This is a genomic window from Rhodococcus sp. FH8 (genome assembly GCF_019266085.1).
GTDB lineage: Bacteria > Actinomycetota > Actinomycetes > Mycobacteriales > Mycobacteriaceae > Rhodococcus_F > Rhodococcus_F qingshengii.
In genome coordinates, this window is sequence record NZ_LPNQ01000065.1 from 532,444 (window position 1) to 554,978 (window position 22,535).

At 62.0% G+C, this 22,535-nt stretch carries 24 protein-coding genes and 4 tRNA genes; 26 read left to right on the plus strand and 2 right to left on the minus strand.

The window, feature by feature from the left end; translation table 11 throughout:
- Positions 1 to 28 precede the first annotated feature (28 nt).
- On the plus strand, positions 29 to 727 hold the full coding sequence (locus tag ATN38_RS16915; protein WP_047268903.1) for a demethylmenaquinone methyltransferase: 699 nt from the start codon (positions 29 to 31) through the stop codon (positions 725 to 727).
- Between the two features lie 55 nt (positions 728 to 782).
- On the opposite strand, the gene ATN38_RS16920 is transcribed toward ATN38_RS16915, so the two are convergent.
- Positions 783 to 2,045 (minus strand): geranylgeranyl reductase family protein, encoded by a 1,263-nt coding sequence (locus ATN38_RS16920; RefSeq protein WP_374104621.1) that lies wholly within the window; start codon positions 2,043 to 2,045, stop codon positions 783 to 785.
- Positions 2,046 to 2,149: 104 nt separating this feature from the next.
- Here ATN38_RS16920 and ATN38_RS16925 point away from each other — a divergent pair, with 104 nt between their 5' ends.
- Complete coding sequence (locus ATN38_RS16925) at positions 2,150 to 3,199, plus strand: polyprenyl synthetase family protein (RefSeq protein WP_037129929.1); 1,050 nt, start codon at positions 2,150 to 2,152, stop codon at positions 3,197 to 3,199.
- 153 nt (positions 3,200 to 3,352) lie between these two features.
- Complete coding sequence (gene htpX, locus ATN38_RS16930) at positions 3,353 to 4,216, plus strand: zinc metalloprotease HtpX (RefSeq protein WP_029254860.1); 864 nt, start codon at positions 3,353 to 3,355, stop codon at positions 4,214 to 4,216.
- A 71-nt stretch (positions 4,217 to 4,287) separates the two neighbouring features.
- Here htpX and ATN38_RS16935 read toward each other — a convergent pair whose 3' ends face one another.
- Positions 4,288 to 4,779, minus strand: coding sequence for a YajQ family cyclic di-GMP-binding protein (locus tag ATN38_RS16935; protein ID WP_003941854.1), 492 nt, complete (start codon positions 4,777 to 4,779; stop codon positions 4,288 to 4,290).
- A gap of 224 nt (positions 4,780 to 5,003) precedes the next feature.
- Between ATN38_RS16935 and ATN38_RS16940 the strand changes: the two genes are divergently transcribed.
- The 23 genes from ATN38_RS16940 to ATN38_RS17050 all read left to right on the plus strand — a co-directional run bounded on the left by ATN38_RS16940 (position 5,004) and on the right by ATN38_RS17050 (position 22,482).
- Positions 5,004 to 5,086: transfer RNA gene (locus ATN38_RS16940), tRNA-Tyr, on the plus strand.
- A gap of 330 nt (positions 5,087 to 5,416) precedes the next feature.
- Positions 5,417 to 5,489 (plus strand) — tRNA-Thr (locus tag ATN38_RS16945).
- A gap of 45 nt (positions 5,490 to 5,534) precedes the next feature.
- A tRNA-Met gene (locus ATN38_RS16950) sits at positions 5,535 to 5,607 on the plus strand.
- A gap of 61 nt (positions 5,608 to 5,668) precedes the next feature.
- Positions 5,669 to 5,836: a 50S ribosomal protein L33 gene (gene rpmG, locus ATN38_RS16955; protein ID WP_003941903.1), complete on the plus strand. Its 168-nt coding sequence runs from the start codon at positions 5,669 to 5,671 to the stop codon at positions 5,834 to 5,836.
- 86 nt (positions 5,837 to 5,922) lie between these two features.
- A complete protein-coding gene (gene hadA / locus ATN38_RS16960; RefSeq protein ID WP_007728457.1) occupies positions 5,923 to 6,477 on the plus strand; it encodes a (3R)-hydroxyacyl-ACP dehydratase subunit HadA in 555 nt (184 codons plus the stop codon).
- On the plus strand, positions 6,464 to 6,889 hold the full coding sequence (hadB, locus tag ATN38_RS16965) for a (3R)-hydroxyacyl-ACP dehydratase subunit HadB (RefSeq protein ID WP_003941909.1): 426 nt from the start codon (positions 6,464 to 6,466) through the stop codon (positions 6,887 to 6,889). The genes hadA and hadB overlap by 14 nt, the downstream gene beginning before the upstream one ends.
- 173 nt (positions 6,890 to 7,062) lie before the next feature.
- A tRNA-Trp gene (locus tag ATN38_RS16970) sits at positions 7,063 to 7,135 on the plus strand.
- Between the two features lie 31 nt (positions 7,136 to 7,166).
- Positions 7,167 to 7,670, plus strand: coding sequence for a preprotein translocase subunit SecE (secE, locus tag ATN38_RS16975; protein WP_003942030.1), 504 nt, complete (start codon positions 7,167 to 7,169; stop codon positions 7,668 to 7,670).
- An 84-nt stretch (positions 7,671 to 7,754) separates the two neighbouring features.
- Positions 7,755 to 8,591, plus strand: coding sequence for a transcription termination/antitermination protein NusG (gene nusG / locus ATN38_RS16980; RefSeq protein ID WP_003942049.1), 837 nt, complete (start codon positions 7,755 to 7,757; stop codon positions 8,589 to 8,591).
- 66 nt (positions 8,592 to 8,657) lie between these two features.
- Positions 8,658 to 9,092: a 50S ribosomal protein L11 gene (gene rplK, locus ATN38_RS16985; protein WP_003941896.1), complete on the plus strand. Its 435-nt coding sequence runs from the start codon at positions 8,658 to 8,660 to the stop codon at positions 9,090 to 9,092.
- Positions 9,093 to 9,201: 109 nt separating this feature from the next.
- Positions 9,202 to 9,921, plus strand: a complete 720-nt coding sequence (gene rplA, locus ATN38_RS16990) for a 50S ribosomal protein L1 (protein ID WP_003941982.1) — start codon at positions 9,202 to 9,204, stop codon at positions 9,919 to 9,921.
- 151 nt (positions 9,922 to 10,072) lie between these two features.
- Positions 10,073 to 10,765 carry a hypothetical protein gene (locus tag ATN38_RS16995; protein WP_158170610.1) on the plus strand — a complete coding sequence of 231 codons (693 nt, stop codon included), beginning with the start codon at positions 10,073 to 10,075 and terminating at the stop codon, positions 10,763 to 10,765.
- Between the two features lie 419 nt (positions 10,766 to 11,184).
- Positions 11,185 to 11,769, plus strand: a complete 585-nt coding sequence (rplJ, locus tag ATN38_RS17000) for a 50S ribosomal protein L10 (protein WP_003942074.1) — start codon at positions 11,185 to 11,187, stop codon at positions 11,767 to 11,769.
- 78 nt (positions 11,770 to 11,847) lie between these two features.
- Complete coding sequence (rplL, locus tag ATN38_RS17005; protein WP_003941857.1) at positions 11,848 to 12,234, plus strand: 50S ribosomal protein L7/L12; 387 nt, start codon at positions 11,848 to 11,850, stop codon at positions 12,232 to 12,234.
- 259 nt (positions 12,235 to 12,493) lie between these two features.
- Positions 12,494 to 13,615, plus strand: a complete 1,122-nt coding sequence (locus ATN38_RS17010; RefSeq protein ID WP_007728450.1) for an ABC transporter ATP-binding protein — start codon at positions 12,494 to 12,496, stop codon at positions 13,613 to 13,615.
- 9 nt (positions 13,616 to 13,624) lie between these two features.
- On the plus strand, positions 13,625 to 14,419 hold the full coding sequence (locus ATN38_RS17015; protein WP_003942038.1) for an ABC transporter permease: 795 nt from the start codon (positions 13,625 to 13,627) through the stop codon (positions 14,417 to 14,419).
- Between the two features lie 5 nt (positions 14,420 to 14,424).
- Complete coding sequence (locus ATN38_RS17020) at positions 14,425 to 15,285, plus strand: ABC transporter permease (protein ID WP_003941894.1); 861 nt, start codon at positions 14,425 to 14,427, stop codon at positions 15,283 to 15,285.
- Positions 15,282 to 16,643, plus strand: coding sequence for an MCE family protein (locus tag ATN38_RS17025; protein ID WP_003942007.1), 1,362 nt, complete (start codon positions 15,282 to 15,284; stop codon positions 16,641 to 16,643). The genes ATN38_RS17020 and ATN38_RS17025 overlap by 4 nt, the downstream gene beginning before the upstream one ends.
- Positions 16,640 to 17,719, plus strand: a complete 1,080-nt coding sequence (locus ATN38_RS17030) for an MCE family protein (RefSeq protein WP_003941932.1) — start codon at positions 16,640 to 16,642, stop codon at positions 17,717 to 17,719. The genes ATN38_RS17025 and ATN38_RS17030 overlap by 4 nt, the downstream gene beginning before the upstream one ends.
- Positions 17,716 to 18,711, plus strand: coding sequence for an MCE family protein (locus ATN38_RS17035; RefSeq protein ID WP_003942053.1), 996 nt, complete (start codon positions 17,716 to 17,718; stop codon positions 18,709 to 18,711). The genes ATN38_RS17030 and ATN38_RS17035 overlap by 4 nt, the downstream gene beginning before the upstream one ends.
- Positions 18,711 to 19,964 (plus strand): MCE family protein, encoded by a 1,254-nt coding sequence (locus ATN38_RS17040; protein WP_003941941.1) that lies wholly within the window; start codon positions 18,711 to 18,713, stop codon positions 19,962 to 19,964. The genes ATN38_RS17035 and ATN38_RS17040 overlap by 1 nt, the downstream gene beginning before the upstream one ends.
- Entirely contained in the window at positions 19,961 to 21,238 is a 1,278-nt protein-coding gene (locus ATN38_RS17045; RefSeq protein WP_003941859.1) for an MCE family protein, read from the plus strand. The genes ATN38_RS17040 and ATN38_RS17045 overlap by 4 nt, the downstream gene beginning before the upstream one ends.
- Positions 21,235 to 22,482, plus strand: coding sequence for an MCE family protein (locus ATN38_RS17050; protein ID WP_003942085.1), 1,248 nt, complete (start codon positions 21,235 to 21,237; stop codon positions 22,480 to 22,482). Before ATN38_RS17045 ends, ATN38_RS17050 begins: the two co-directional genes overlap by 4 nt.
- The last annotated feature ends 53 nt before the right edge of the window (positions 22,483 to 22,535 follow it).

Sequence of the window (22,535 nt, forward strand, 5' to 3'; positions counted from 1 at the left end):
CTGCACGAGGGTTGGTAGCGTTTCGGGTGTGGCCACTACACACGGAACCCGAGCAACTCTCGAGAAGCAACCGCACGAAGTCGCGTCGATGTTCGACGACGTCGCGGAGCGATACGACCTCACCAACACCGTGCTGTCCTTCGGCCAGGACAAGGGTTGGCGCAAGGCCACCCGCGAAGCCCTCGATCTGAAGCCGGGCGAGAAGGTGCTCGACCTCGCCGCCGGAACCGGAGTCTCGACCGTCGAACTGGGGCGCTCCGGTGCCTGGTGCGTCGCCACCGACTTCTCCAAGGGCATGCTCAAGGCCGGAATCTCGCGCAAAGTTCCGATGGTCGCAGGTGACGCGATGTACCTGCCCTATGCCGACAACGTGTTCGACGCCGCGACGATTTCCTTCGGTCTGCGCAACGTCTCCGACTTCGAAGCCGGACTGCGTGAGATCGCCCGCGTCACCAAGCCGGGCGGACGTCTCGTCGTCAGCGAGTTCTCGACGCCCGTCTTCGGGCCCTTCCGCACGGTCTACATGGAATACCTCATGAAGGCGCTCCCGCAGGTCGCACGCAGCGTCAGCAGCAACCCCGACGCCTACGTCTACCTCGCCGAATCGATCCGTGCCTGGCCGACCCAGGAAGAGTTGGCCCGCAAGATCGAGGCTGCCGGGTGGAAGAACGTCAAGTGGCGCAACCTCACCGGCGGCATCGTGGCGCTGCATTACGCCACTGCCTGAACTGCTGTGCGCCTTTATCAACCCCCGGCGGTTAATAAAGGCGCACAGCACTTGCTCAACCGAACAGCGGTCGGGAGTCGATCTTTCTCGACGCGGCCCCCGACGCCCGCCAGGCCTTCGCCGTCAGATCGGCGTCGGCGTCGGTGACGAGGTTCCCCATCACCCGAACGGCGACCGTCATCAGTGCCCGTGAGCGCATCGCGATCGGACCCGACGCGGGCAGGAACTGCGGAACCGTCAGCAGGCCTGCGAGCCGGCGCGCGACCGAGAACGCCTGCCCGTAGTGCTCCCGAAGCACGGTCGGCCACAGCTCCGTCAGATCGTCGGCGCCGAGCTGTTCGACCACCAGACGTCCGCCTTCGAGGCCGTAGTCGATGCCCTCACCGTTGAGCGGGTTCACACACGCTGCGGCGTCGCCGATCACGGCCCAGTTGCGTCCGGCGATGTTGGAAACTGCTCCACCCATGGGTAGCAAAGCCGAAGCGACGGAACGTATTTCGCTGCTCCACTGCCACTCGCTTCGGCGCTGATCGGTGTAGAGGTCGAGCAAGGGTCGCAGGGCACCTGGAGCCGGGCGCTTGGACGTCGCCAGTGTCCCGACGCCGATGTTCACCTCGCCGGTGCCGAGCGGGAAGATCCAGCCGTACCCCGCCTGCAACGTGCCCTCCGCGTCCCGCAGTTCCAGATGCGAGGTGATCCACGGGTCGGCGCTGCGCGGCGTCGCGACATACGCGCGTGCCGCGACGCCGTACGCGGTGTCCCGGTGCCACTGCCGTCCCAGCTTCTTGCCGAGCGTCGAGCGAACGCCGTCGGCGATGATCAGCGTCCGGCAACGAAGAGTGCTGCGTCCCGAGGGGCCGGCGAGTACGACGGCGGCTACTCGATCACCGTCGAGTTCGACGTCGACGGCCTTGGTGCCCTCGACCATGACCGCGCCCGATTCGACGGCGCACCGGCGAATGGCGTCGTCGAGTTCGGTCCGGGGGATTGCACTGCCGATCGGCGGGAACGACGTCCCCGGCCACTCGAGTTCGAGTTCTTGTCCGAAGCCGGACAACCGTAGTCCCTTGTTCGTCGTGTGTGACCGAACCCACTCGCCGAGGCCGAGGAGATCCAGTTCGGCCACGGCGCGCGGAGTGAGTCCATCACCACAAGTCTTGTCTCGCGGGAAGACGGCAGCGTCCACCAGCACGACGTCTCGGCCGCTGCGGGCGGCCCACGCCGCGGCCGAAGAACCCGCGGGACCTGCGCCGATGACCACAATGTCGGTTTCGGTCGGAAGCGTATCGACGACGGGGGACTGCTCTTCTACGGACACACTCACATCTTCCCAGGCTCGCGATCGCCACCGTGGCGAGGCCGTCCCGAGTGCGAACCGCTAGGTTCACTACCGTGGGAACCGAGCCGTCACTGACGACAGGAATGGGTACTGACATCGTGAGCACCGAAAAGACTGCTGCCGACGCAACCGCATCGAGCACCGTCGTTGCAGGCATCGACCTGGGCGACGAACAGCTCGCCGCAGTAGTGCGTGGTGGACTCTCCGATGTCGAGGAGTTGTTGGTCAGCGAGCTGTCCGACGGAGAAGACTTCCTCACCGAGGCCGCGCTGCATCTCGCGCGAGCTGGTGGAAAGCGCTTCCGTCCGTTGTTCACGATCCTGACAGCGCAACTCGGACCGGTGCCGAACGATCCGTCGATCATCACCGCAGCGACCGTCACCGAACTCGTTCACCTTGCGACGCTCTATCACGACGACGTCATGGACGAGGCGTCCATGCGGCGCGGAGCACCCAGCGCCAATGCCCGCTGGGGAAACAGCGTGGCGATCCTGGCCGGCGACTATCTGTTCGCGCACGCATCACGCCTGGTATCGACGCTCGGACCTGAAGCCGTTCGGATCATCGCCGAAACATTCGCCGAACTGGTCACCGGCCAGATGCGCGAGACGATCGGTGTCAAGAAGGAGCAGGATCCGGTCGAGCACTACCTCAAGGTCGTGTGGGAGAAGACCGGTTCGCTGATCGCTGCATCCGGACGCTTCGGCGGCACCTTCTCCGGCGCCGACGCAGCTCACATCGAGCGCCTCGAGCGCCTGGGTGACGCCGTCGGCACCGCGTTCCAGATCTCCGACGACATCATCGACATCTCGTCCGTCTCGGCGCAGTCCGGCAAGACTCCGGGCACCGACCTGCGCGAGGGTGTCCACACCCTGCCCGTCCTGTACGCGTTCCGCGAAGAAGGGGCCGACGCAGATCGCCTGCGGGAGCTGCTCGCGGGCCCGGTTACCGAAGATGCCCTGGTAGAAGAAGCTCTCGAACTGCTCGAGCGTTCGCCGGGCATGGTCAAGGCGAAGGCAAAGCTGGGCGAGTATGCCGTCGCGGCGAAAGCTCAGTTGGCTGAGCTCCCGCAGGGACCGGCCAACGAAGCGCTCGTGCGTCTCGTCGATTACACGATCGAACGAGTCGGCTGACACCTCGGCGAATCGGGGCTACCGGGTGGAAACCCCGACAGTCACTGGGTGGGAACCCTGATGACCCTGTCCTTCGTTGACTGAACAGAACCGGTGCATACACCGGGGAGTTCGGGTGAGCCTTCGGCTCCAGCGAGGCAAGAGGTGAGCGGTTTGCACGGCTACGCGAACGGTGCGAAGACATTCGGCTTGTTGGTGGGGATGTCGGCGCTGATCGTCTTCATCGGCTCGCTGTTCAACAGCCCGTTCCTTCTGTGGGGATCCGTTCTGTTTGCCGTCGGCATGAATGCCTACGTGTACTTCAACAGCGACAAGCTGGCGCTTCGATCGATGCGCGCCCAGCCCATCACCGAGGTCGAGGCACCGGCGATCTACCGGATCGTGCGCGAACTCGCCACGACGGCGCACCAACCGATGCCCAGGCTGTACATCAGCCCCACGAACGCCCCGAACGCGTTTGCCACCGGTCGTAGCCCTCGGCACGCCGCGGTGTGCGTGACCAGCGGCATCATGCAGATCCTGAACGAACGCGAACTGCGCGCCGTACTCGGGCACGAACTCTCTCACGTCTACAACCGGGACATTTTGATCTCGTCCGTGGCCGGCGCGATGGCCAGCGTTATCTCTGGCCTGGCCAACTTCGCGATGTACGCGAGCATCTTCGGCGGCCGAGGGAACGGGCAGGGAAGCAATCCGATCGCGCTGCTGCTCGTCTCCCTACTGGGACCGATCGCGGCAACCGTGGTCAAGCTGGCCGTTTCGCGCTCTCGCGAGTATCAGGCTGATCAATCGGGAGCCGAGCTCACCGGTGACCCGCTGGCGTTGGCGTCGGCGCTGCGCAAGCTCGAGTCGGGCGTCGCAGCCGCGCCGTTGCCGCCTGAGCCCAAGCTCGCGGCGCAGTCCCACCTGATGATCGCCAACCCCTTCAGAGCGGGCGACAAGGTCAGCAAGCTGTTCTCGACGCATCCGCCCATGGCGGACCGGATCGAGCGTTTGGAGAAGATGGCGGGGATGTAGGGGCCTTCGGCCCCTGTGAGCCTTTCTGGTCGTCGGAACTACCAAAAAGGCGCACAGGGGCGCAGCCCCTGCTACCGGTAGTTCACGAACTGCAGGGCGATCCCGAAGTCCTCACCCTTGAGCAGGGAGATGACGCCCTGGAGGTCGTCGCGCTTCTTGCTGCTCACACGAAGTTCCTCACCCTGGATCTGCGCCTTGACGCCCTTGGGGCCCTCGTCGCGAATCTTCTTGGTGATCTTCTTCGCGTTCTCGCTGCTGATGCCCTGGACCAAGGTTCCGGACAGCTTGTAGATCTTTCCGGACTGCGCCGGCTCGCCGGCATCGAATGCCTTCAGCGAGATGTCGCGACGGATCAACTTCTCCTTGAACACGTCGAGGGCGGCCAGCAGTCGCTCCTCGGTGTCGGCGTTCAACGTGATCGTCTCTTCACCAGACCACTCGATCGACGCTCCCGTGTTTCGGAAGTCGAAACGCGTGGTCAACTCCTTGGCAGCCTGATGCAGGGCGTTGTCCACCTCTTGACGGTCAACCTTGCTCACCACGTCGAAGGACGAATCAGCCACTTCACACTCCCGCTTTCCGGTAGTTCACGAACATCGAGTTCCGCCCACCTTCCATACCGGTGGACACCTCGACGTTATCGGGTCGGCACCGCCCGTTACCACCCGGTTTGCAAAATGGGGGTGTGTTCGTTGTATTCTTCTCACCGCACCGAGGAAGCCGTTTTCGGCCGCCGCACGTCGCGATATACTTGCGAATGCGCCGGATCGAAGCCTGGTGCAAGCACGGCAGATTGCCCGAGCGGCCAATGGGAGCGGACTGTAAATCCGTCGGCTTATGCCTACGTAGGTTCGAATCCTACATCTGCCACACCAAGTCAGCCCCGATTCTCTTCGCGAGAGTCGGGGCTGACTTTTTTGTGCGTGTACCGAGGTCGAGCGCGCGTTGGCGACGCAGGCGCCGGCTTCGGCTCAGGGGTGTCGGGGGCTCAGGGGCCTCGGGATGGGCACCGGGGGATGGTTTCAGGGGGAGTGCAGGGTCGAGCTGGTTCCCGCAAAGCCCTCGCCAGCGGCCCCGATCGGTGCAACAATGGGCTCCGGCACCATTTTTGCCCCGATGACCAGCGGATTTGGTGCTGGCGCTCGTTCGTGTGTAATCTTTCGGAGGCTTCAAGAGAGCGGCAACGCACTCCTGAGCCACGCCCCCTTAGCTCAGTCGGTAGAGCGTTTCCATGGTAAGGAAAAGGTCAACGGTTCGATTCCGTTAGGGGGCTCGCTGGATTGTGGTGCCGTGCTTTCCGCGCGACACTCGACACCGAGGCGGTGTAGCTCAGTTGGTAGAGCAAACGACTCATAATCGTTGCGTCGCCGGTTCAAGTCCGGTCACCGCTACACAATATGCATGATCCACCCTGATTGCTCGTAATCAGATACACCCGAAAGAAGGCATCCCGTGGCCTCCTCGACCGACGTTCGGCCCAAGATCACCTTGGCCTGCGAGGTATGCAAGCACCGCAACTACATCACCAAGAAGAATCGGCGCAACGACCCCGATCGCCTGGAGCTCAAGAAGTTCTGCCCCAACTGCGGAACCCACCAGTCGCATCGCGAGTCGAAGTAGTAAGTCCTTAACAGGACGACGATTTTCGCGGAAGACCCTCTCTGGGCCTGCGTCTTCGGGTCCTAGCTAGAAGAGAGTCTCACCGCGTGACAGATTTGCAAGAGAACCAGGCAGCGGCCGAGGTCCCTACGGACCCGGCCGCTCATGCCGTCCAGATGGTCGGTCACCACTATCGTGTCGAAGACTTCTACGAGGTCGGACGCGAGAAGGTACGCGAGTTCGCTCGCGCCGTCCAGGACGCCCATCCCGCGCACTACGACGAGACGGCAGCCAAGGGCCTCGGATATGACGGCCTGATCGCTCCCATCACGTTCGTCGCCATCGTGGGTGCCATTGCTCAGCGACGTCTGTTCGAAGAGATCGTCACAGGCTACGACCTGAGTCAGATTCTTCAGACCGATCAGCGCTTGGTGCTGCACAAGCCCATGCAGGTCGGTGACCGACTCTTCTGCGACGTCTTCCTGGATTCGTTCAGGCAGGCCGCAGGTAGCGACATCATCGTGACCAAGAACATCATCACCGATCAGAACGACGAAGCCGTCGTCACCACGTGGACGACGCTTGTTGCTCGAACGGGTGGGGAAGTGGACGAGAACATCGCCCACGCAGTCAAGGACGTGATGATGCATGTCGCTTCGTAAATTTTCCGACGTGAGTGTCGGCGAACTTCTCCCCGAGAAGTCCGTCACCCTGACGCGTGGAAACCTCGCCAACTACGCGGGTGTTTCGGGAGATCCCAATCCGATTCACTTCAGTGACGAGGTCGCACGACTTGCCGGCTTGCCGGACGTCGTCGCGCACGGCATGCTCTCCATGGGCATCGGTGCCGGCTACGTCACCGAATGGCTGGGAGATCCGGGCGCAGTGACCGAGTACAACGTACGGTTCACGAGCCCGGTGATTGTGGCAGCCGACAAGGCTGCCGAGATCGAGTTCACCGCCAAGGTGAAGTCGATCGACGAAGAAAGCAAGACCGCAGTACTGGCAATTGTGGCCAAGTCCGAAGGTAAGAAGATCTTCGGTCGTGCCACTGCCACGGTCCGTCTAGCCTGATCGCAGGGCGGATTGTGTTTGTTCCGGGGCTTTGAAGTACACTGAGATTTCTGGGATTCCTCAGCGCTGCGCGCTGCCCTGAATGTTGCAAGACATTCACCTCGGGTAGCGCGTATGTTGTGTGATCGCAGAACGGTTGATTCAGGCAGGGTCTACCTGTCGAGGTCAACCAAAGGGGCGTAGCTCAACTGGCAGAGCAGCGGTCTCCAAAACCGCAGGTTGCAGGTTCAAGTCCTGTCGCCCCTGCCCCCGGATGCCAGCGACTGAGAGGAACGACGTGAGCGAGGAGCGCGCCAAGCGCGACGCCGACACTTCGGATGCGGAGACTTCACCGTCTGCCGATTCGACCGGTGTCGACGACACTGCAGCTGACGCGACTACGCGTTCCGATCTTTCGTTGGACAAGGACGGTGCCGAAAAGGCTCCCTCCGCATCCAGTGGGGTTTCCAACAAGCCGACCGGCAAGCGCGCTGCACGCGGCGCCTCGGTCAGCGCGTCCACCGTGAAGACTCCGGCCCGGACGGCATCCCGGACATCTTCGGCCAAGCCGACTGCAACGAACCCCGGCAAGAAGCCCAAGGCGAAGAAGGACAACATCTTCAAGCGCCTGCGCAAATTCTTCCGCGAGGTCATCGCAGAACTCCGTAAGGTCATCTGGCCGAACCGCAAGCAGATGATCACCTACACCAGCGTCGTGCTGACGTTCGTGGTCTTCATGGTCGCTTTCATCAGCGGCGTCGATATCGCTGTGATCAAGGGTGTCACCTGGCTGTTCGGCTGATCGCCGTAGCAGTCGGGCGTCTTTGCCTGCGAGCGCGACAAGACCCGACCCGGGTCCGAGTAACGAGAGGAAGCGAGTGCCCCAGTGAGCACCCCCGAGAACGACACGAATGAGGCTTTGGCCGAAGAGCGTGTTTCTGCCGAGGCGGCAGCCGAAGTAGACGTCGTGGTTGCCGAAGGCACCGATGCAGACGTTGCCGAAGGCACTGATGCAGACGCTGCAGCGACCGAGGACGTCATCTCCGACGATGCCGAGAACTCCGACGAGGCCGCTCCCGCCGCCGAGCTCGAGGTCGAGGATCCCGTTGCCGAACTCAAGGCTGCGCTGCGCCGCGCCCCGGGTGACTGGTACGTCATCCACTCGTACGCCGGTTACGAGAACAAGGTCAAGACCAACCTCGAGACTCGCGTTCAGAACCTCGATGTCGGCGACTACATCTTCCAGGTGGAAGTTCCCACCGAAGAGGTCACCGAGATCAAGAACGGCCAGCGCAAGCAGGTCAACCGCAAGGTTCTGCCCGGATACATCCTCGTTCGCATGGAGCTCAACGACGAGTCGTGGGGCGCCGTGCGCAACACGCCTGGTGTCACCGGTTTTGTCGGTGCCACGTCGCGTCCCTCGCCGCTGACCCTCAACGAGGTCGTCAAGTTCTTGCTCCCGCAGCAGGAGCAGAAGAAGCAGCAGGCTGCAGCGGCCGCCGTCGCAGCAGGCGAGGCACCGTCCGAGTCCTTCGGCAAGCCCCTCATCGAGGTCGACTTCGAGGTCGGCGAGTCGGTCACCGTCATGGACGGCCCGTTCGCAACCCTTCCGGCCAGCATCAGCGAGGTCAACGGCGAGCAGCAGAAGCTCAAGGTTCTCGTGTCGATCTTTGGTCGTGAAACCCCGGTTGAGCTCAACTTCAACCAGGTCGCGAAGATCTGACCACCCCAAAACTTGCAATTTGTTCGACGCAAGACACACACCCAAGCTAGAAACTAGGAACTAGAGATGCCCCCAAAGAAGAAGAAGCTCGCCGGGCTCATCAAGCTGCAGATCCAGGCAGGTCAGGCTAACCCTGCACCTCCCGTGGGTCCCGCACTCGGTCAGCACGGCGTGAACATCATGGAGTTCTGCAAGGCCTACAACGCGGCGACTGAGTCCCAGCGCGGCAACGTTGTGCCGGTCGAGATCTCGGTCTACGAAGACCGGACCTTCGATTTCAAGCTGAAGACCCCTCCCGCCGCCAAGCTGCTCCTCAAGGCAGCCGGCGTCGCCAAGGGCTCCGGCGAACCGCACAAGACCAAGGTTGCCTCGGTGACCATGGATCAGGTGCGCGAAATCGCGAAGACCAAGGCTGAAGACCTCAATGCCAATGACATCGAGCAGGCCGCGAAGATCATCGCCGGCACCGCTCGTTCCATGGGCATCACGGTCCAGGGCTGATAGTCCGCTCCACAGCATTACGTGGGAGGGCCGGCCAGGCCCCGACCACAACTGAACCATTCACCACTGCACAGGTAATTCGCTGCAGTGACAAGTAAGGACAGAACAAATGGCAAAGCGCAGCAAGGCGTACCTCGCCGCCGCTGAGAAGATCGACGCAGACAAGCTCTACAGCCCGCTTCAGGCTGCAAAGCTCGCCAAGGAGACGTCGTCCACCAAGATGGATGCAACCGTTGAGGTTGCAGTTCGTCTGGGCGTCGACCCCCGTAAGGCTGACCAGATGGTCCGCGGAACGGTCAACCTGCCCCACGGCACCGGTAAGACCGCTCGCGTCATCGTGTTCGCTGTTGGCGAGAAGGCAGCAGAAGCCGAGGCTGCAGGCGCTGACGTAGTCGGTGCAGAAGACCTGATCGAGCGCATCCAGGGTGGATGGGTCGATTTCGACGCCGCAATCGCGACTCCTGATCAGATGGCCAAGGTCGGCCGCATCGCCCGTGTCCTCGGACCCCGTGGCCTGATGCCGAACCCGAAGACGGGCACCGTCACGGCGGATGTCACCAAGGCTGTCAACGACATCAAGGGTGGAAAGATCAACTTCCGCGTCGACAAGCAGGCCAACCTGCACTTCGTCATCGGCAAGGCATCGTTCGACGATGAGAAGCTGGTGGAGAACTACGGCGCAGCCCTGGACGAGATCCTGCGTGCGAAGCCCTCGTCGGCCAAGGGCCGCTACGTGAAGAAGATCACGGTCTCGACCACCACCGGTCCGGGCATCCCGGTGGATCCGAACCGTACTCGCAACCTCCTCGAGGATGCTGCAGACGCGTAAGCAGTCCGCATACGAACAAGAAGGCCAGCAGGGATCACTCCCTGCCGGCCTTCTTGTCGTTTCGGGAGAGGGTGATCCCTGCCGGTGGTATCGGTCCAACGGTGGTATCGGTCCAACGGTGGTATCGATCTAACGGTGGCATCATCGGGGTATGCACGAAGCGTTCCAGTTCCTCGGAAACTTTTGGTGGCTGATCTTCGTTTTCGGCGGCACCATCGGTGGGGCGCTGAAGGGTGTCGCGGTTGCCAACGAAAGGCGGATCGAGCGCCGGCAAGAGCGCTTCCGGCTCAAGCAGCAGACCAAGGTCGCCATCGCGCAGGCCAACGCGCAACATCACGCCGACGAAGAAACACAGCGCCGAGAGCTGGCCAAGGCCATCGAGCAGCACGATGCGGTCGACGTCCGATGGTTCGCGTACGAGCTCGACCCGGTCACACTGCTCGACACCCCGATGATGACGGACATGCGCGAGCCTTTGACCGCCGAGTTTCATAGAGCCAAATATCGTGCCGACCTGCTTCGCCCAGGCAATCCGGAGACGATGATCGGCAACCAGCAGGCACAAACCGAGTACCGCGAGGCGGTGCACGCTTACGCGATCGCCTTCGAAATCGCGGAAGCTGAGGCGAAGCGCCGCCGACGGAGCGGATTCACCCTCGACGAACAAGAGCGCCTGGTAAGGGCGCAACGTCTGCTGCGACTGGCCATGGACGAGGGCGCGACGCCACAGGAACGTCAGAGTGCGTATCGGAAGGCCCACAAGGAACTCGATGGACTGCTGGTGTTGCCGGACCGAGCTCGGGCAGCAATCGAACACAAGATCGCCAGGGCCATCGGTGCTTGAAGAAACCGGGTGCGTGACGAACCCGATTTGGTTATGCAGCGAGCAGTCAGGTAGTCTTCGACGCGGAGTTCAGTGCTGGATATGAACTTCACCCCAAAATCATGTTCTACCCAAGACCGTTGGTGATTGCACTCAGTGATGGGTGTGGTTGAAAGTCCGGGAGTGCCCGGCGGCCCACGTAGGTGAACGAGGTAGGGGGATAGCTTGATGTAGTGGTTCTACAGTTTGCCTGGTTATGCACTGCCTCGCTTTGCATCGTTACGCTGATTCGTAAGCCTCTTCTTCATGTTTCCTCTGTACGCCCCGTGCGCTTGCGCCGGGGCGTTTTGCATGTCGCGGACTGTGTCTTCTCGGGTTCACCCCGATGAGGTGCAGCGGTTCCTGAGTGGGACAACGACTGTCACGAGAGGAGGCGAAGTATGGCAAAGCCTGAGAAGGTTTCCGCAGTTGCGGAAATCACCGAGCAGTTCAAGGGTTCGACCGCCGCTGTGGTCACGGAATACCGTGGCCTTTCGGTTGGCAACATCACGACACTGCGACGCGCTCTCGGAGAAGGTGCCACCTACTCCGTCGCCAAGAACACCCTGGTCAAGCGTGCCGCCGCAGAGGCTGGCATCGAGGGCCTTGATGACCTGTTCGTTGGTCCGACCGCCATTGCATTCATCAAGGGCGAACCGGTCGACGCTGCGAAGGCTCTGAAGAACTTCGCTAAGGACAACAAGGCGCTCATCATCAAGGGCGGCTACATGGACGGCGCTGCGCTGTCCGTGGAAGAGGTCAACAAGATCGCGGATCTCGAATCCCGCGAAATCCTGTTGGCAAAGCTTGCCGGCGCGATGAAGGGCAACTTGGCAAAGGCCGCAGGCCTGTTCAATGCTCCCGCTTCGCAGATGGCCCGTCTGGCCGCTGCCCTGCAGGAGAAGAAGGCTGCAGAAGGCGGAGCCGCAGAGGCCCCCGCAGAGGCTGCCACCGAGGCTCCGGCCGAGGCCGAAGCCGAAAGCTGATCCGCACCCGCGCATCACTGCTATAACCCCGCCCGGTCGCGGATCAGCGACATGGGACTTACAGGAAGGACCGCCACAATGGCGAAGCTCAGCACCGAAGAGTTGTTGGACCAGTTCAAGGAGCTCACCCTCCTCGAGCTCTCGGAGTTCGTTAAGGCATTCGAGGAGACCTTCGAGGTCACCGCTGCTGCTCCCGTCGCCGTCGCCGCTGCAGGCGCACCGGCTGCCGGCGCAGAAGCTGCTGAAGAGCAGGACGAGTTCGACGTCGTCCTCGAGTCGGCTGGCGACAAGAAGATCCAGGTCATCAAGGTCGTCCGTGAGGTCGTTTCCGGCCTCGGCCTGAAGGAAGCCAAGGATCTCGTCGAGAGCGCTCCGAAGGCCATCCTCGAGAAGGTTGCCAAGGACGCCGCAGAGGCTGCCAAGGAAAAGCTCGAAGCTGCCGGCGCAAAGATCGTCATCAAGTAAGACGGTTTTCCCGCTGCTCTTCGCGAGTAGTAACGAAGAGGGCCACTCCCCACGGGGAGTGGCCCTCTTTTTTTGAACTTTTTTCGCGGGTGATATGCCGGAATTCATGCAGGTGGGAGGGGTGTCCGAACTAGGCTGTGATCTGAATTATGCTTCTTCCCTACTCGTTAGTAGTATTCGCAGTCACGGGTACCACTCCCATGCGATAGAGTGACCCAACCCACACGGGTGCATGCATGCAACGGACGTCGCGGAGGTAATGGTGGGAGTCGAGGTAGCGGTACAAGGACTGACAAAGTCTTTCGGGTCGCAGAGGATTTGGCAGGACGTGTCGTTGACACTTCCCGCGGGTGAGGTCAGCGCACTGCTCGGGCCTTCGGGTACCGGTAAGTCGGTGTTCCTGAAGTCCCTGATCGGACTGCTCCGCCCTGAACAAGGCTCCATCGTCATCGACGGCACGGACATCCTGCAGTGCTCCTCCAAGGAGCTCTACGAGATCCGCAAGCTGTTCGGCGTTCTCTTCCAGGACGGCGCACTGTTCGGCTCGATGAACTTGTACGACAACATCGCCTTCCCGCTTCGTGAGCACACCAAGAAGTCGGAATCCGATATCCGCAAGATCGTGATGGAGAAGTTGGACCTCACGGGTCTGGTCGGCGCCGAGGACAAGCTTCCCGGTGAGATCTCCGGCGGTATGCGCAAGCGTGCCGGTCTGGCGCGTGCACTCGTTCTCGATCCCGAGATCATCCTCGTCGACGAGCCCGACTCCGGTCTGGATCCGGTGCGTACGACGTACATCAGCCAAACGCTGATCGACATCAACGCCCAGTCGGACGCGACGATTCTGATCGTCTCGCACAACATCAACCTCGCACGCACGGTGCCGGACAACATCGGCATGCTCTTCCGTCGTCAGTTGGTGATGTTCGGTCCTCGTGAGGTGCTGCTCACCTCGGACGAGCCCGTCGTCAAGCAGTTCCTCAACGGAACGATGATCGGTCCGATCGGTATGTCGGAGGAGAAGGACGAGGCTCAGATGGCGCACGAGCAGGCGCTCGTCGACGCCGGTCACCACGCCGGTGGTGTCGACGACGTCGAGGGCATCGTGCCGCAGATGAAGGCCACCCCCGGAAACCCGGAGCGGCAGGCTGTTCGTCGTCGCCAGGAGCGCGTCCGTCAGATCATGCACACCCTCCCAGCTAACGCACAGGCGGCGATTCAGGACAGCCTCGACGAGGTTGACGGAACTGGGCAGTACGATCCCCAGTACGCCGAAGCGAGCGGCTATCAGGGGGAGTGGAACGACAACTCGCAAGACACGCAGGTCATTCCTGCATACGAGGGCGATCCCTACGGAAACACGACACACGGGCAAGGGTAGGCATATCGGATGGGGGTTACCCGCAACTCGGTTCTGAGTCCGGTCAACGGAGCATTAACTCAGGCCGGAAACATCGTCGAACTGTTTGTCGACGTCGTCAGGAATACGTTCCGGCGTCCATTTCAGTTCCGTGAGTTCATCGAGCAGGCCTGGTTCATCGCCAGCGTGACAATTTTGCCGACGGCATTGGTAGCCATCCCTTTCGGCGCCGTCGTCTCACTGCAGACCGGTTCGCTGATCAAGCAGTTGGGTGCAGAATCGTTCACCGGCGCTGCCAGCGTCCTGGCGGTGATCCAGCAGGGTAGCCCCCTGGTGACAGCGTTGCTGGTCGCCGGTGCGGCCGGATCGGCCGTGACGGCCGATCTCGGTTCTCGAACCATCCGTGAAGAGATCGACGCGATGGAAGTCCTCGGAATCAATCCGATTCAGCGCCTGGTGGTTCCGCGTGTACTCGCGATGGTGCTGATCGCTGTTCTGCTCAACGGACTGGTGTCCGTCGTCGGTATCGCGGGTGGTTACTTCTTCAACGTGATCCTGCAGGGCGGTAACCCCGGTGCCTACATCTCGTCGTTCTCAGCTTTTGCGCAGCTACCGGACATTTGGAGCGGTGAGATCAAAGCCGCGGTGTTCGGTGTCATCGCTGGTGTGATCTCCGCGTACAAGGGACTCCACCCGTCCGGTGGCCCGAAGGGCGTCGGTGAGGCGGTGAACCAGGCCGTCGTCATCACGTTCCTGCTGTTGTTCTTCGCCAATCTGATTCTGACGATGGTGTACCTCCAGATCGTGCCGGCGAAGGGATCTTGACCTAAATGACCATCGCACGAGGCCGCGGCGATCAGTTCCTGCTGAAGAGTCGCAAAGTAGCCAGAATTCCAGTGAACGCGTTGGACCGCGCGGGCGAGCAGATGTCGTTCTACGCGCGCGCCATCGCGTGGACCCCGCGCACCCTGCATCGGTATCGGAAGGAGACGCTTCGACTACTCGCCGAAGTGACCTTCGGTAGCGGTGCGCTCGCAGTGATCGGCGGAACCATCGGCGTCATCGCGATGATGTCCGGATTCACCGGTGTCGTCGTCGGCCTCCAGGGCTTCGCCGCTCTGGAGCAGTTGGGTAGCTCGGTCCTGACCGGCTTCCTCTCCGCATACGTCAACACCCGTGAGATCGCTCCGATCGTTGCGGCTCTTGCGCTCTCGGCCACGGTTGGTTGTGGCTTCACCGCCCAACTCGGTGCCATGCGTATCTCCGAAGAGATCGACGCGCTCGAGGTCATGGCAGTTCCGTCGGTGCCGTTCCTGGTCACGACGCGCATGATCGCCGGCTTCGTCGCCGTCATCCCGCTGTACATCGTGGGTCTGCTTGCGGCGTACCTCGCCTCGAGAGTGATCAGCACGGTCTTCAACGGGCAGTCGACGGGTTCCTACGACCACTACTTCAACCTGTTCCTGCCACCGCAGGACGTGCTGTATTCGTTTGCGAAAGTCCTGGTATTCGCCTTCGTGCTGATCCTGATCCACTGCTACTACGGGTTCCATGCCTCAGGTGGTCCCGCAGGTGTCGGCGTGGCCGTCGGCCGCGCTGTTCGCGCCGCAATCGTGACGATCGCCGTTCTCGACTTCTTCCTCAGCCTCGCAATCTGGGGCACCACGACGACAGTGAGGGTGGCCGGATGATCGAGGCTCCGTCAGTCCTGCGCCGCCGTGTGCTCGGACTCGTGTTCTTCGTGGTGTTGGCATTGTTCCTGGCCTTCACCATCGGAACCTTCAACAAGACGTTCAAGGACGTCGTGAAGATCGACCTCGTGACCGACACAGTCGGAAATGCGTTGCCACCCAACGCGGACGTCAAGGTCCGTGGGCTGCTGGTCGGCGAGGTGCGATCCGCGTCGACGAAAGACGGCCAGGTCACCTCGGTCCTCGCGATCGAGCCGGACAAGGCTGATCTCATTCCGTCCAACGTCACGGCGCGTCTTCTCCCGAAGACGCTTTTCGGTGAGCGCTACGTCTCCCTGATCATTCCGGAGGGAACCACCGCGACCCCGATTTCCGCGGGAACGGTGATCCACCAGGACAAGAGCGGCAATGCTGTCGAGGTCGGCGACGTTCTGGACGGACTGCTCCCACTTCTGCAGGCGATTCCGCCGCAGGATCTGGCGAACACTCTCGGTTCTCTCGCGCAGGGTCTGACGGGACGCGGCGCCGAGCTCGGTCTGACGGTCGATCGTCTCGAGGAGATCTTCCGCGGCGTCAATACCGAACTGCCCGCGGTGCAAGAGGATCTGCGCAAGTTCGCGGACTTCTCCCAGACGTACTCGGACGCTGCGCCCGATCTGATCAACGCTCTCGACAATCTGCGGACCACGGGTAACACGGTGGTGCAGAAGCAGGACCAGTTGCGGACACTGCTGGCGTCGCTCACCGTGACATCGTCGGACACCGCAGCCTTCCTCGAAGCGAACTCGTCCTCGATCATCACGCTCGCTGCGGATTCGAAGGAAGCTCTCCAGCTTCTGGCCCAGTACTCTCCGACCTTCGGGTGCACGTTCAAGGGCTTCTCGGACACCGCTCCGGAAGCTGCCAAGATCCTGTCCACCGACGCGCCCAATCCTGGTGTGCGTGCGAGTATTCAGATCGTGAACCCCAAGGGTCGCTACCTGCCCAACCAGGACGAGCCACGGCTCGTCGACAACCGCGGCCCGGTTTGCTACGACAACGTCACCGAGCCCGGTCGTCCGTTCCCGCAGTACCCCGGCGGTTCGTACGGTGACGGTTCCTACCAGGTTCCTTCCCGCAATCCAGGTCCCGCCACCATGGAATTCCTGCCTGCACCCGAGGGCTCCGGACCTCAGTTGTTCTCGACCAACAACAGCGGTCCTGCGCAGCAGGCCGGCTACGCGGGCTCGAAACTCGAAGAGGATACGTTGAAGGTGATCTACGGACAGGCCAACGGTGTTGCGCCGGACGATGTTCCGGCGTGGACCACGATGGTCAGCGCTCCGGCATTCGCAGGTGCGGAGGTGAGCGTCCAATGAGAGGACTCGCAGCTCCGCTGACAAAGCTCATCATCTTCGTTGTGGTGACGGTCCTGGCGACAGGACTGCTGGCAGCCAGTATCGCCAACCTCGGCGGCGGTGGCGGCACCAAGTTCAACGCCGTCTTCTCCGACGTCACTTCGTTGAACGAGGGCGACGAGGTTCGCATTGCAGGTGTTCGTGTCGGCCAGGTCGAGAAGATTGCCATCGTCAACGACAACCAGGCCGAGGTCCAGTTCTCGGTATCCGACCGTGATTGGTTGCCGGCCAGTTCCATCGCCACCATCCGGTTCCGCAACCTGGTGGGGCAGCGGTACATCTCGCTCTCGCAAGGTGAAGGCAGCCAAGGCAAGAAGATCACCGGCGGCGATACCCTGCCGCTGTCTCAGACGCGCCCGGCAGTCAACCTCACGACACTCTTCAACGGCTTCAAGCCGCTGTTCACCACCCTGAGCGCGGACGACGTCAACAAGCTGTCGTACCAGATCATCCAGGTCTTCCAAGGCGAATCGGGCACCATCAGTGAGCTCGTGCGCAACACCGCGAGCCTGACCAACACCGTCGCGGACAAGGACGCGGTCATCGGCGCGGTGATCAAGAACCTCAACGACGTTCTCGACACCGTCAACGCGAACGACAAGAACCTCGATTCACTGATCGTCAACACCCAGCAACTCGTCACCGGGTTGGCCAACGAGCGTGGGGTGGTCGGTTCGGCCGTCACCTCACTCGCAGGCCTGACCGACGCGACGGCAGACTTGCTCGAGCCGACGCGGCCGTCGATTCAGGGCTCGATCACGGCACTCAACACGCTGGCGACCACACTCAATCGTCGGAGTGACGACGTCAACGCGGTGCTCGAGACCTTGCCGGTCAAGCTCGAGAAGCTCGCACGCGTAGCGAGCTACGGTTCCTGGTTCCAGTTCTATCTGTGCGGAATCGACATCGTTGCCGGTCCAGGACAGTCTGCGTCGCTGAATCTGCCCACCGGCCTGCCGACGGTCAATCAGCCGATTTACACCAACGCGGCCACGCGATGCACTCAAGACGGTATGAGGGAGTTGCAAGGTCGATGAGTAAACGTCGCAGTCCGGCAATGGCCGGAGCCATCGGTATCTTCGTGGTGCTGCTGGCCACTTTGTCCGCGTTCTTCCTCGATTCGCTTCCGTTCGTGGGAGCAGGCTCGTCCTATTCCGCCGAGTTCTCCGAAGCCGCGGGTCTCAAGCCTGGTAACGAGGTTCGTATCGCCGGCGTGAAGGTCGGCAAGGTCACTTCCGTCGATCTCGACGGTGACCGTGTTCTCGTCGACTTCAAGGTCAGTGACGCGTGGGTGGGAGATCAAACCTCTGCGTCCATTCAGATCAAGACCATTCTGGGACAGAAGTACCTCGCACTAGATCCGCGCGGAACCGACAACCTCGATCCCAAGGATCGGATTCCGCTAGAGCGCACCACCTCTCCGTACGACGTCGTTCAGGCCTTCTCGGCCGCGGCGGACACAGTCGGCGACATCGACACCGACCAGTTGGCGAAGAGCATGGAGACGTTGTCCCAGGCATTTTCCGAGACACCTGGCGATGTCCGCGCTTCGCTCGACGGTGTCAGTCGGCTGTCGCAGACGATCGCGAGCCGCGATCAGGACTTGCAGAAGCTCTTCGCCGCCACCGGGAAGACGTCGCAGATTCTTGCTGACCGCAACAAGGAATTCACCCAGCTGATCCGAGACGGCGGACTTTTGGTGCAGGAACTCAACAATCGCCAGCAAGCGATTTCGCAGCTGCTCACCGGAACTCAGCGCGTCTCTCAGCAGCTCACCGGTCTCGTTCGTGACAACGAGGCGGCAATCGGGCCGGCGCTGACGCAGCTCAACGGCGTCATCGACATCTTGAAGGCCAACAACGAGAACTTGGACAAGGCACTGAAGCTCTACGAACCCTTCATTCGCTTGTACGCCAACGTGGTCGGCAACGGCCGTTGGTTCGACCAGGTCGTCGTGAACCTCCTTCCGCCGGGTCTGCCGGACATTCCGGGCTACCGTGACCCCGTTCGTACGTTGGGAGGCAACTGATGGCTGATACTGCCGAAGCCGGAAGCGGCTCCAAGAAGCGCTCGGTCGCGATCATCGCCGCTGTTCTGATCGGGTTACTCGTAATCGGTGGTGCGCTGTGGTGGGTGTTCACTCGCGCCGGAACCACCAAGATCACCGCCTACTTCGACAAGTCGGTGGGTATCTACGACGGCTCCGACGTTCGTGTTCTCGGTGTCAAGGTCGGCACCGTCGAATCCGTCGAACCCCAGGGAGATCAGGTCAAGGTCGAGCTGCGTGTCGATCGTGGGATCGACATTCCCGCGGGTGCCAGTGCCGCTCAGATCACGCCGTCGGTGGTTGCCGACCGCTACATCCAGCTGACACCGGTCTTCACCGGCGGCGACAAGATGGCCAGCGGTGCAGTCATTCCGATCGAGAAGACGGCGACGCCCGTCGAGGTCGACCAGTTGTACTCCAGCATCGACGAACTCGCGTCGGCTCTCGGTCCTGAAGGTGCCAACAAGAACGGAGCACTGTCCGATTTCGTCGAGACAGGTGCGGCCAACCTCGAGGGCAACGGTGAAGCGTTGGGAGACAGCATCACCAACCTCTCGGATGCCGCACGGACGCTCAACGATTCGCGTGACAACATCTCGCTCACCATCAAGAACCTGGATACTTTTGTGGGCGCTCTCGCGGCCAACGATCAGCAGGTGCGCCAGTTCAACACGCAGTTGTCGGACCTGACCGGATTCTTGGCAGGTGAGCGCGACGATCTCGGTGCCGCTCTGAACCAGCTCTCGATTGCGCTCGGCGACGTCGCGAAGTTCGTGGCCGACAACCGCGATCAACTGGTCCAGACAACCGAAGGTCTCGTCGAACCGACACAGACATTGGCGAACAACAAGGAAGCACTGGCCAACACGCTCACCATGCTTCCGCTGGCGATCTCCAACTTGGTCAACTCGTACGACGCCGAATCAGGTGTGCTGGCTTCACGTCTGGCGTTCCCTGATCTTCAGAACCCGGCCGGAGTGCTCTGCAAGTTGATGGACCTCGGCAAGCTGTTGCCCGGTGATCCGCGGTTCGAGGCATTGGGAAGGCAGATGCAACCGGCCATCGACCAGTGCGCAAACGTCGCAGCGATGACCGACGCAGCCAATCAGGCTGCAGGCCTGAACCTTCCCTTCGGCATCCTTGCCGGTTCCGAACGACAGATGCAGGTAGTTCCGGGCACTGTGCCCGGCGTCGTGTCACCGCGACTGACCAGTGGAAACGGGGAGGGCGAGTGAAGCGTTCATTGATAGTCGGCGCCGGATTGTGCGCCGTCCTGATCTCGGCAACCGCCTGCTCGTCCGAGGGGATCTACGCTGTCCCGCTTCCCGGCGGTCCTGATGTGGGTTCCGATCCGATGCACTTGACCATTCAGTTCGACGACGTGCTCGACTTGGTTCCGCAGTCCGCTGTGAAGGTCGACGGCGTTCCCGTCGGTCGCGTCGACGACGTGTCGGTCGGACCGGACGGATGGACCGCGGACGTCGGCATCATCCTCGACTCGTCGGTTGATCTGCCCGCCAACGCAATTGCCGCGGTCGAGCAGACCAACCTGCTCGGCGAGAAATTCATCCAGTTGTCGGCCCCGCCGTCCGGACCGGACTCTGCGAAGCTGGCCGACGGTGACCTCATTCCGCTCGATCGCACTCGCCACGCCACGGAGATCGAGCAGGTTCTCGGCGCATTGTCGCTGCTGCTCAACGGCGGCGGTGTGGGCCAGTTGCAGCCCATCGTCGAAGAACTCGGGGCCGCATTCGACGGTCGCGAGGGCAAGACGAGAAGTCTTCTGGAGCAGGCGAACACACTCATCGGTGGACTCAACGAACAGCGTGACGACATCACCCGCGCGCTCGACGGCCTGGATGTGCTCTCGACCCGCGTCAACGATCAGAACGAGAAGATCGGGAAGATTCTCGAGGAACTCCCCGTTGCGACACAGGTTCTCAACGAGCAGCGTCCGCAGCTGACGCAGATGCTCGCTCAGGTGGATCGACTCGGAACAGTGGGAACCGACGTCCTCACACAGTCCAAGGACGATCTGATCGCTGATCTTCAGGCTCTGCGTCCGACGCTGCAGGCGCTCGCAGACTCCGGTGACGACTTCGTGGGGGCACTTCCGTTCCTTCCGACGTTCCCGTTCCCGGACGGTGTCGAGAAGATTGCACAGGGTGGTTCCGTCAACCTCTTCCTGAGTGTCGACCTGCAGATCGGCAATACACTCTCGGGTCTCGGTGTCGGGCAGGGAGAACCGGAATACCGCCAGCCCAAGTTCGGCAATCCCAAGCCGGTGGTCGACCCCTCCAACCCGTACTACAACGGCAACGGACCGCGACCGGGCTGGCCGACAGTGTCACTGCTGCCGATCGCTCCGATCCTGCCGCAGGTTCCCGTTGTCGCCGGCCTTCCCGCCACAACAGCGGGTGACCCGGCAACGCCGGCGCCCGCGGCGAACCCACTCAACCCCATCCAGGGAATGCTGGAACAGTTCGGAATCGGCGGTGATGGACAGTGAGATCAGCTCTGGTCAGATGGCAGCTCGTCGGCTTTGTCGTGGTTGCGCTCCTGGGTCTCATCTACGTCGGCGCCAAGTACGTGCGCCTGGACAACCTCATGGGGTTCGGTCAGTACACGGTCAAGACCGAATTGGCCACGTCCGGTGGAATTTTCACCAACGCCGAGGTGACGTATCGCGGCGTGCCGGTCGGGCGAGTGGGCGACATGTCGTTGACCGAGGACGGAATTCAGGTCGACCTGAAGATCGACAACAGTGCTCCGGAGATTCCCGCGTCGGCCCGTGCCGTCGTGGCCAACCGCTCCGCCATCGGTGAGCAGTACGTCGACCTTCAGCCCGATACCGACCAGGGACCGTTTCTCGAGGACGGCTCGGTGATCGCGGTGGGGGACACCACAACTCCGATCCCGATCGAGGATGTGCTGACCAGTGCCAACGGCTTGGTCAAGTCCGTGCCCGTCGACGCGCTCCACACCGTCGCCGTCGAACTCGGTGCAGCGTTCAACGGCAAGGGCGAGGACATTCAGGTCCTGGCCGATTCGCTGTCCGGTCTCTCGCAGTCCGGGCTCGACACTCTGCCTCAGACGCTCGCGCTGATTCGGAACAGTGAGACGGTATTGACGACGCAGTCGGATCAGTCCTCCGCGATCAAGCAGTTCAGTACCGATCTCGATGCTGTCACGGCGCAGTTGCGGACCAGTGATCCGGACATCCGTCGCTTGATCGACAACGGCATCCCGGCCAGCGATCAGATCGGTGCCCTCATCAACGAGGCGGGCCCGAGCCTGACGACTGACCTGACCAATCTTGCCGCGACCACCAAGACGCTTGCGCCGCGAACGATCGCGCTGCAGCCGTTCCTGATCTTCCTTCCCGGTCTGGCCGCTGCCGCACCGACGGTTGCTCCCGGCGACGGAACGGTCCATCAGGGCTTGGTGCTGGAGACCAACAATCCGCTCTCGTGCACGGTGGGTTACGAAGGCACCATGGCGATCCTGGACGAGATGAAGCGTCAGAATCCCAATTTCGACGACACCCAGCAGGACTTCCCGCTCAACACCGCCGCGTCGTGTGAGACGCCGCTGGGCAGCGAGACGGGCGTCCGCAGTGCCAACCGCGTGGTGTACGCCGATCCCGACACGATCCAGCCTTGGGACTTCAAGCCGAAGGTCGATCCGGACAAGTTGAACCTCAACCCGATCGCGACGCAGTTGGCGCCGTTGCTCGGAGTGACACCGAAGTAGACCGATCCGAATGTGGTCGAGTTTGTGCAGTTCAGGCTACTGAGTTGTGGCAG

Bases quoted from the DNA above. Each gene is read 5' to 3' on its own strand.
- ATN38_RS16925 (WP_037129929.1), top strand. From the start codon at position 2,150: ATGGGTACTGACATCGTGAGCACCGAAAAGACTGCTGCCGACGCAACC.
- hadB (WP_003941909.1), top strand. From the start codon at position 6,464: ATGTCGCTTCGTAAATTTTCCGACGTGAGTGTCGGCGAACTTCTCCCC.
- rplK (WP_003941896.1), top strand. From the start codon at position 8,658: ATGCCCCCAAAGAAGAAGAAGCTCGCCGGGCTCATCAAGCTGCAGATC.
- rplA (WP_003941982.1), top strand. From the start codon at position 9,202: ATGGCAAAGCGCAGCAAGGCGTACCTCGCCGCCGCTGAGAAGATCGAC.
- ATN38_RS16995 (WP_158170610.1), top strand. From the start codon at position 10,073: ATGCACGAAGCGTTCCAGTTCCTCGGAAACTTTTGGTGGCTGATCTTC.
- rplJ (WP_003942074.1), top strand. From the start codon at position 11,185: ATGGCAAAGCCTGAGAAGGTTTCCGCAGTTGCGGAAATCACCGAGCAG.
- rplL (WP_003941857.1), top strand. From the start codon at position 11,848: ATGGCGAAGCTCAGCACCGAAGAGTTGTTGGACCAGTTCAAGGAGCTC.
- ATN38_RS17010 (WP_007728450.1), top strand. From the start codon at position 12,494: ATGGTGGGAGTCGAGGTAGCGGTACAAGGACTGACAAAGTCTTTCGGG.
- ATN38_RS17015 (WP_003942038.1), top strand. From the start codon at position 13,625: ATGGGGGTTACCCGCAACTCGGTTCTGAGTCCGGTCAACGGAGCATTA.
- ATN38_RS17020 (WP_003941894.1), top strand. From the start codon at position 14,425: ATGACCATCGCACGAGGCCGCGGCGATCAGTTCCTGCTGAAGAGTCGC.
- ATN38_RS17025 (WP_003942007.1), top strand. From the start codon at position 15,282: ATGATCGAGGCTCCGTCAGTCCTGCGCCGCCGTGTGCTCGGACTCGTG.
- ATN38_RS17030 (WP_003941932.1), top strand. From the start codon at position 16,640: ATGAGAGGACTCGCAGCTCCGCTGACAAAGCTCATCATCTTCGTTGTG.
- ATN38_RS17035 (WP_003942053.1), top strand. From the start codon at position 17,716: ATGAGTAAACGTCGCAGTCCGGCAATGGCCGGAGCCATCGGTATCTTC.
- ATN38_RS17040 (WP_003941941.1), top strand. From the start codon at position 18,711: ATGGCTGATACTGCCGAAGCCGGAAGCGGCTCCAAGAAGCGCTCGGTC.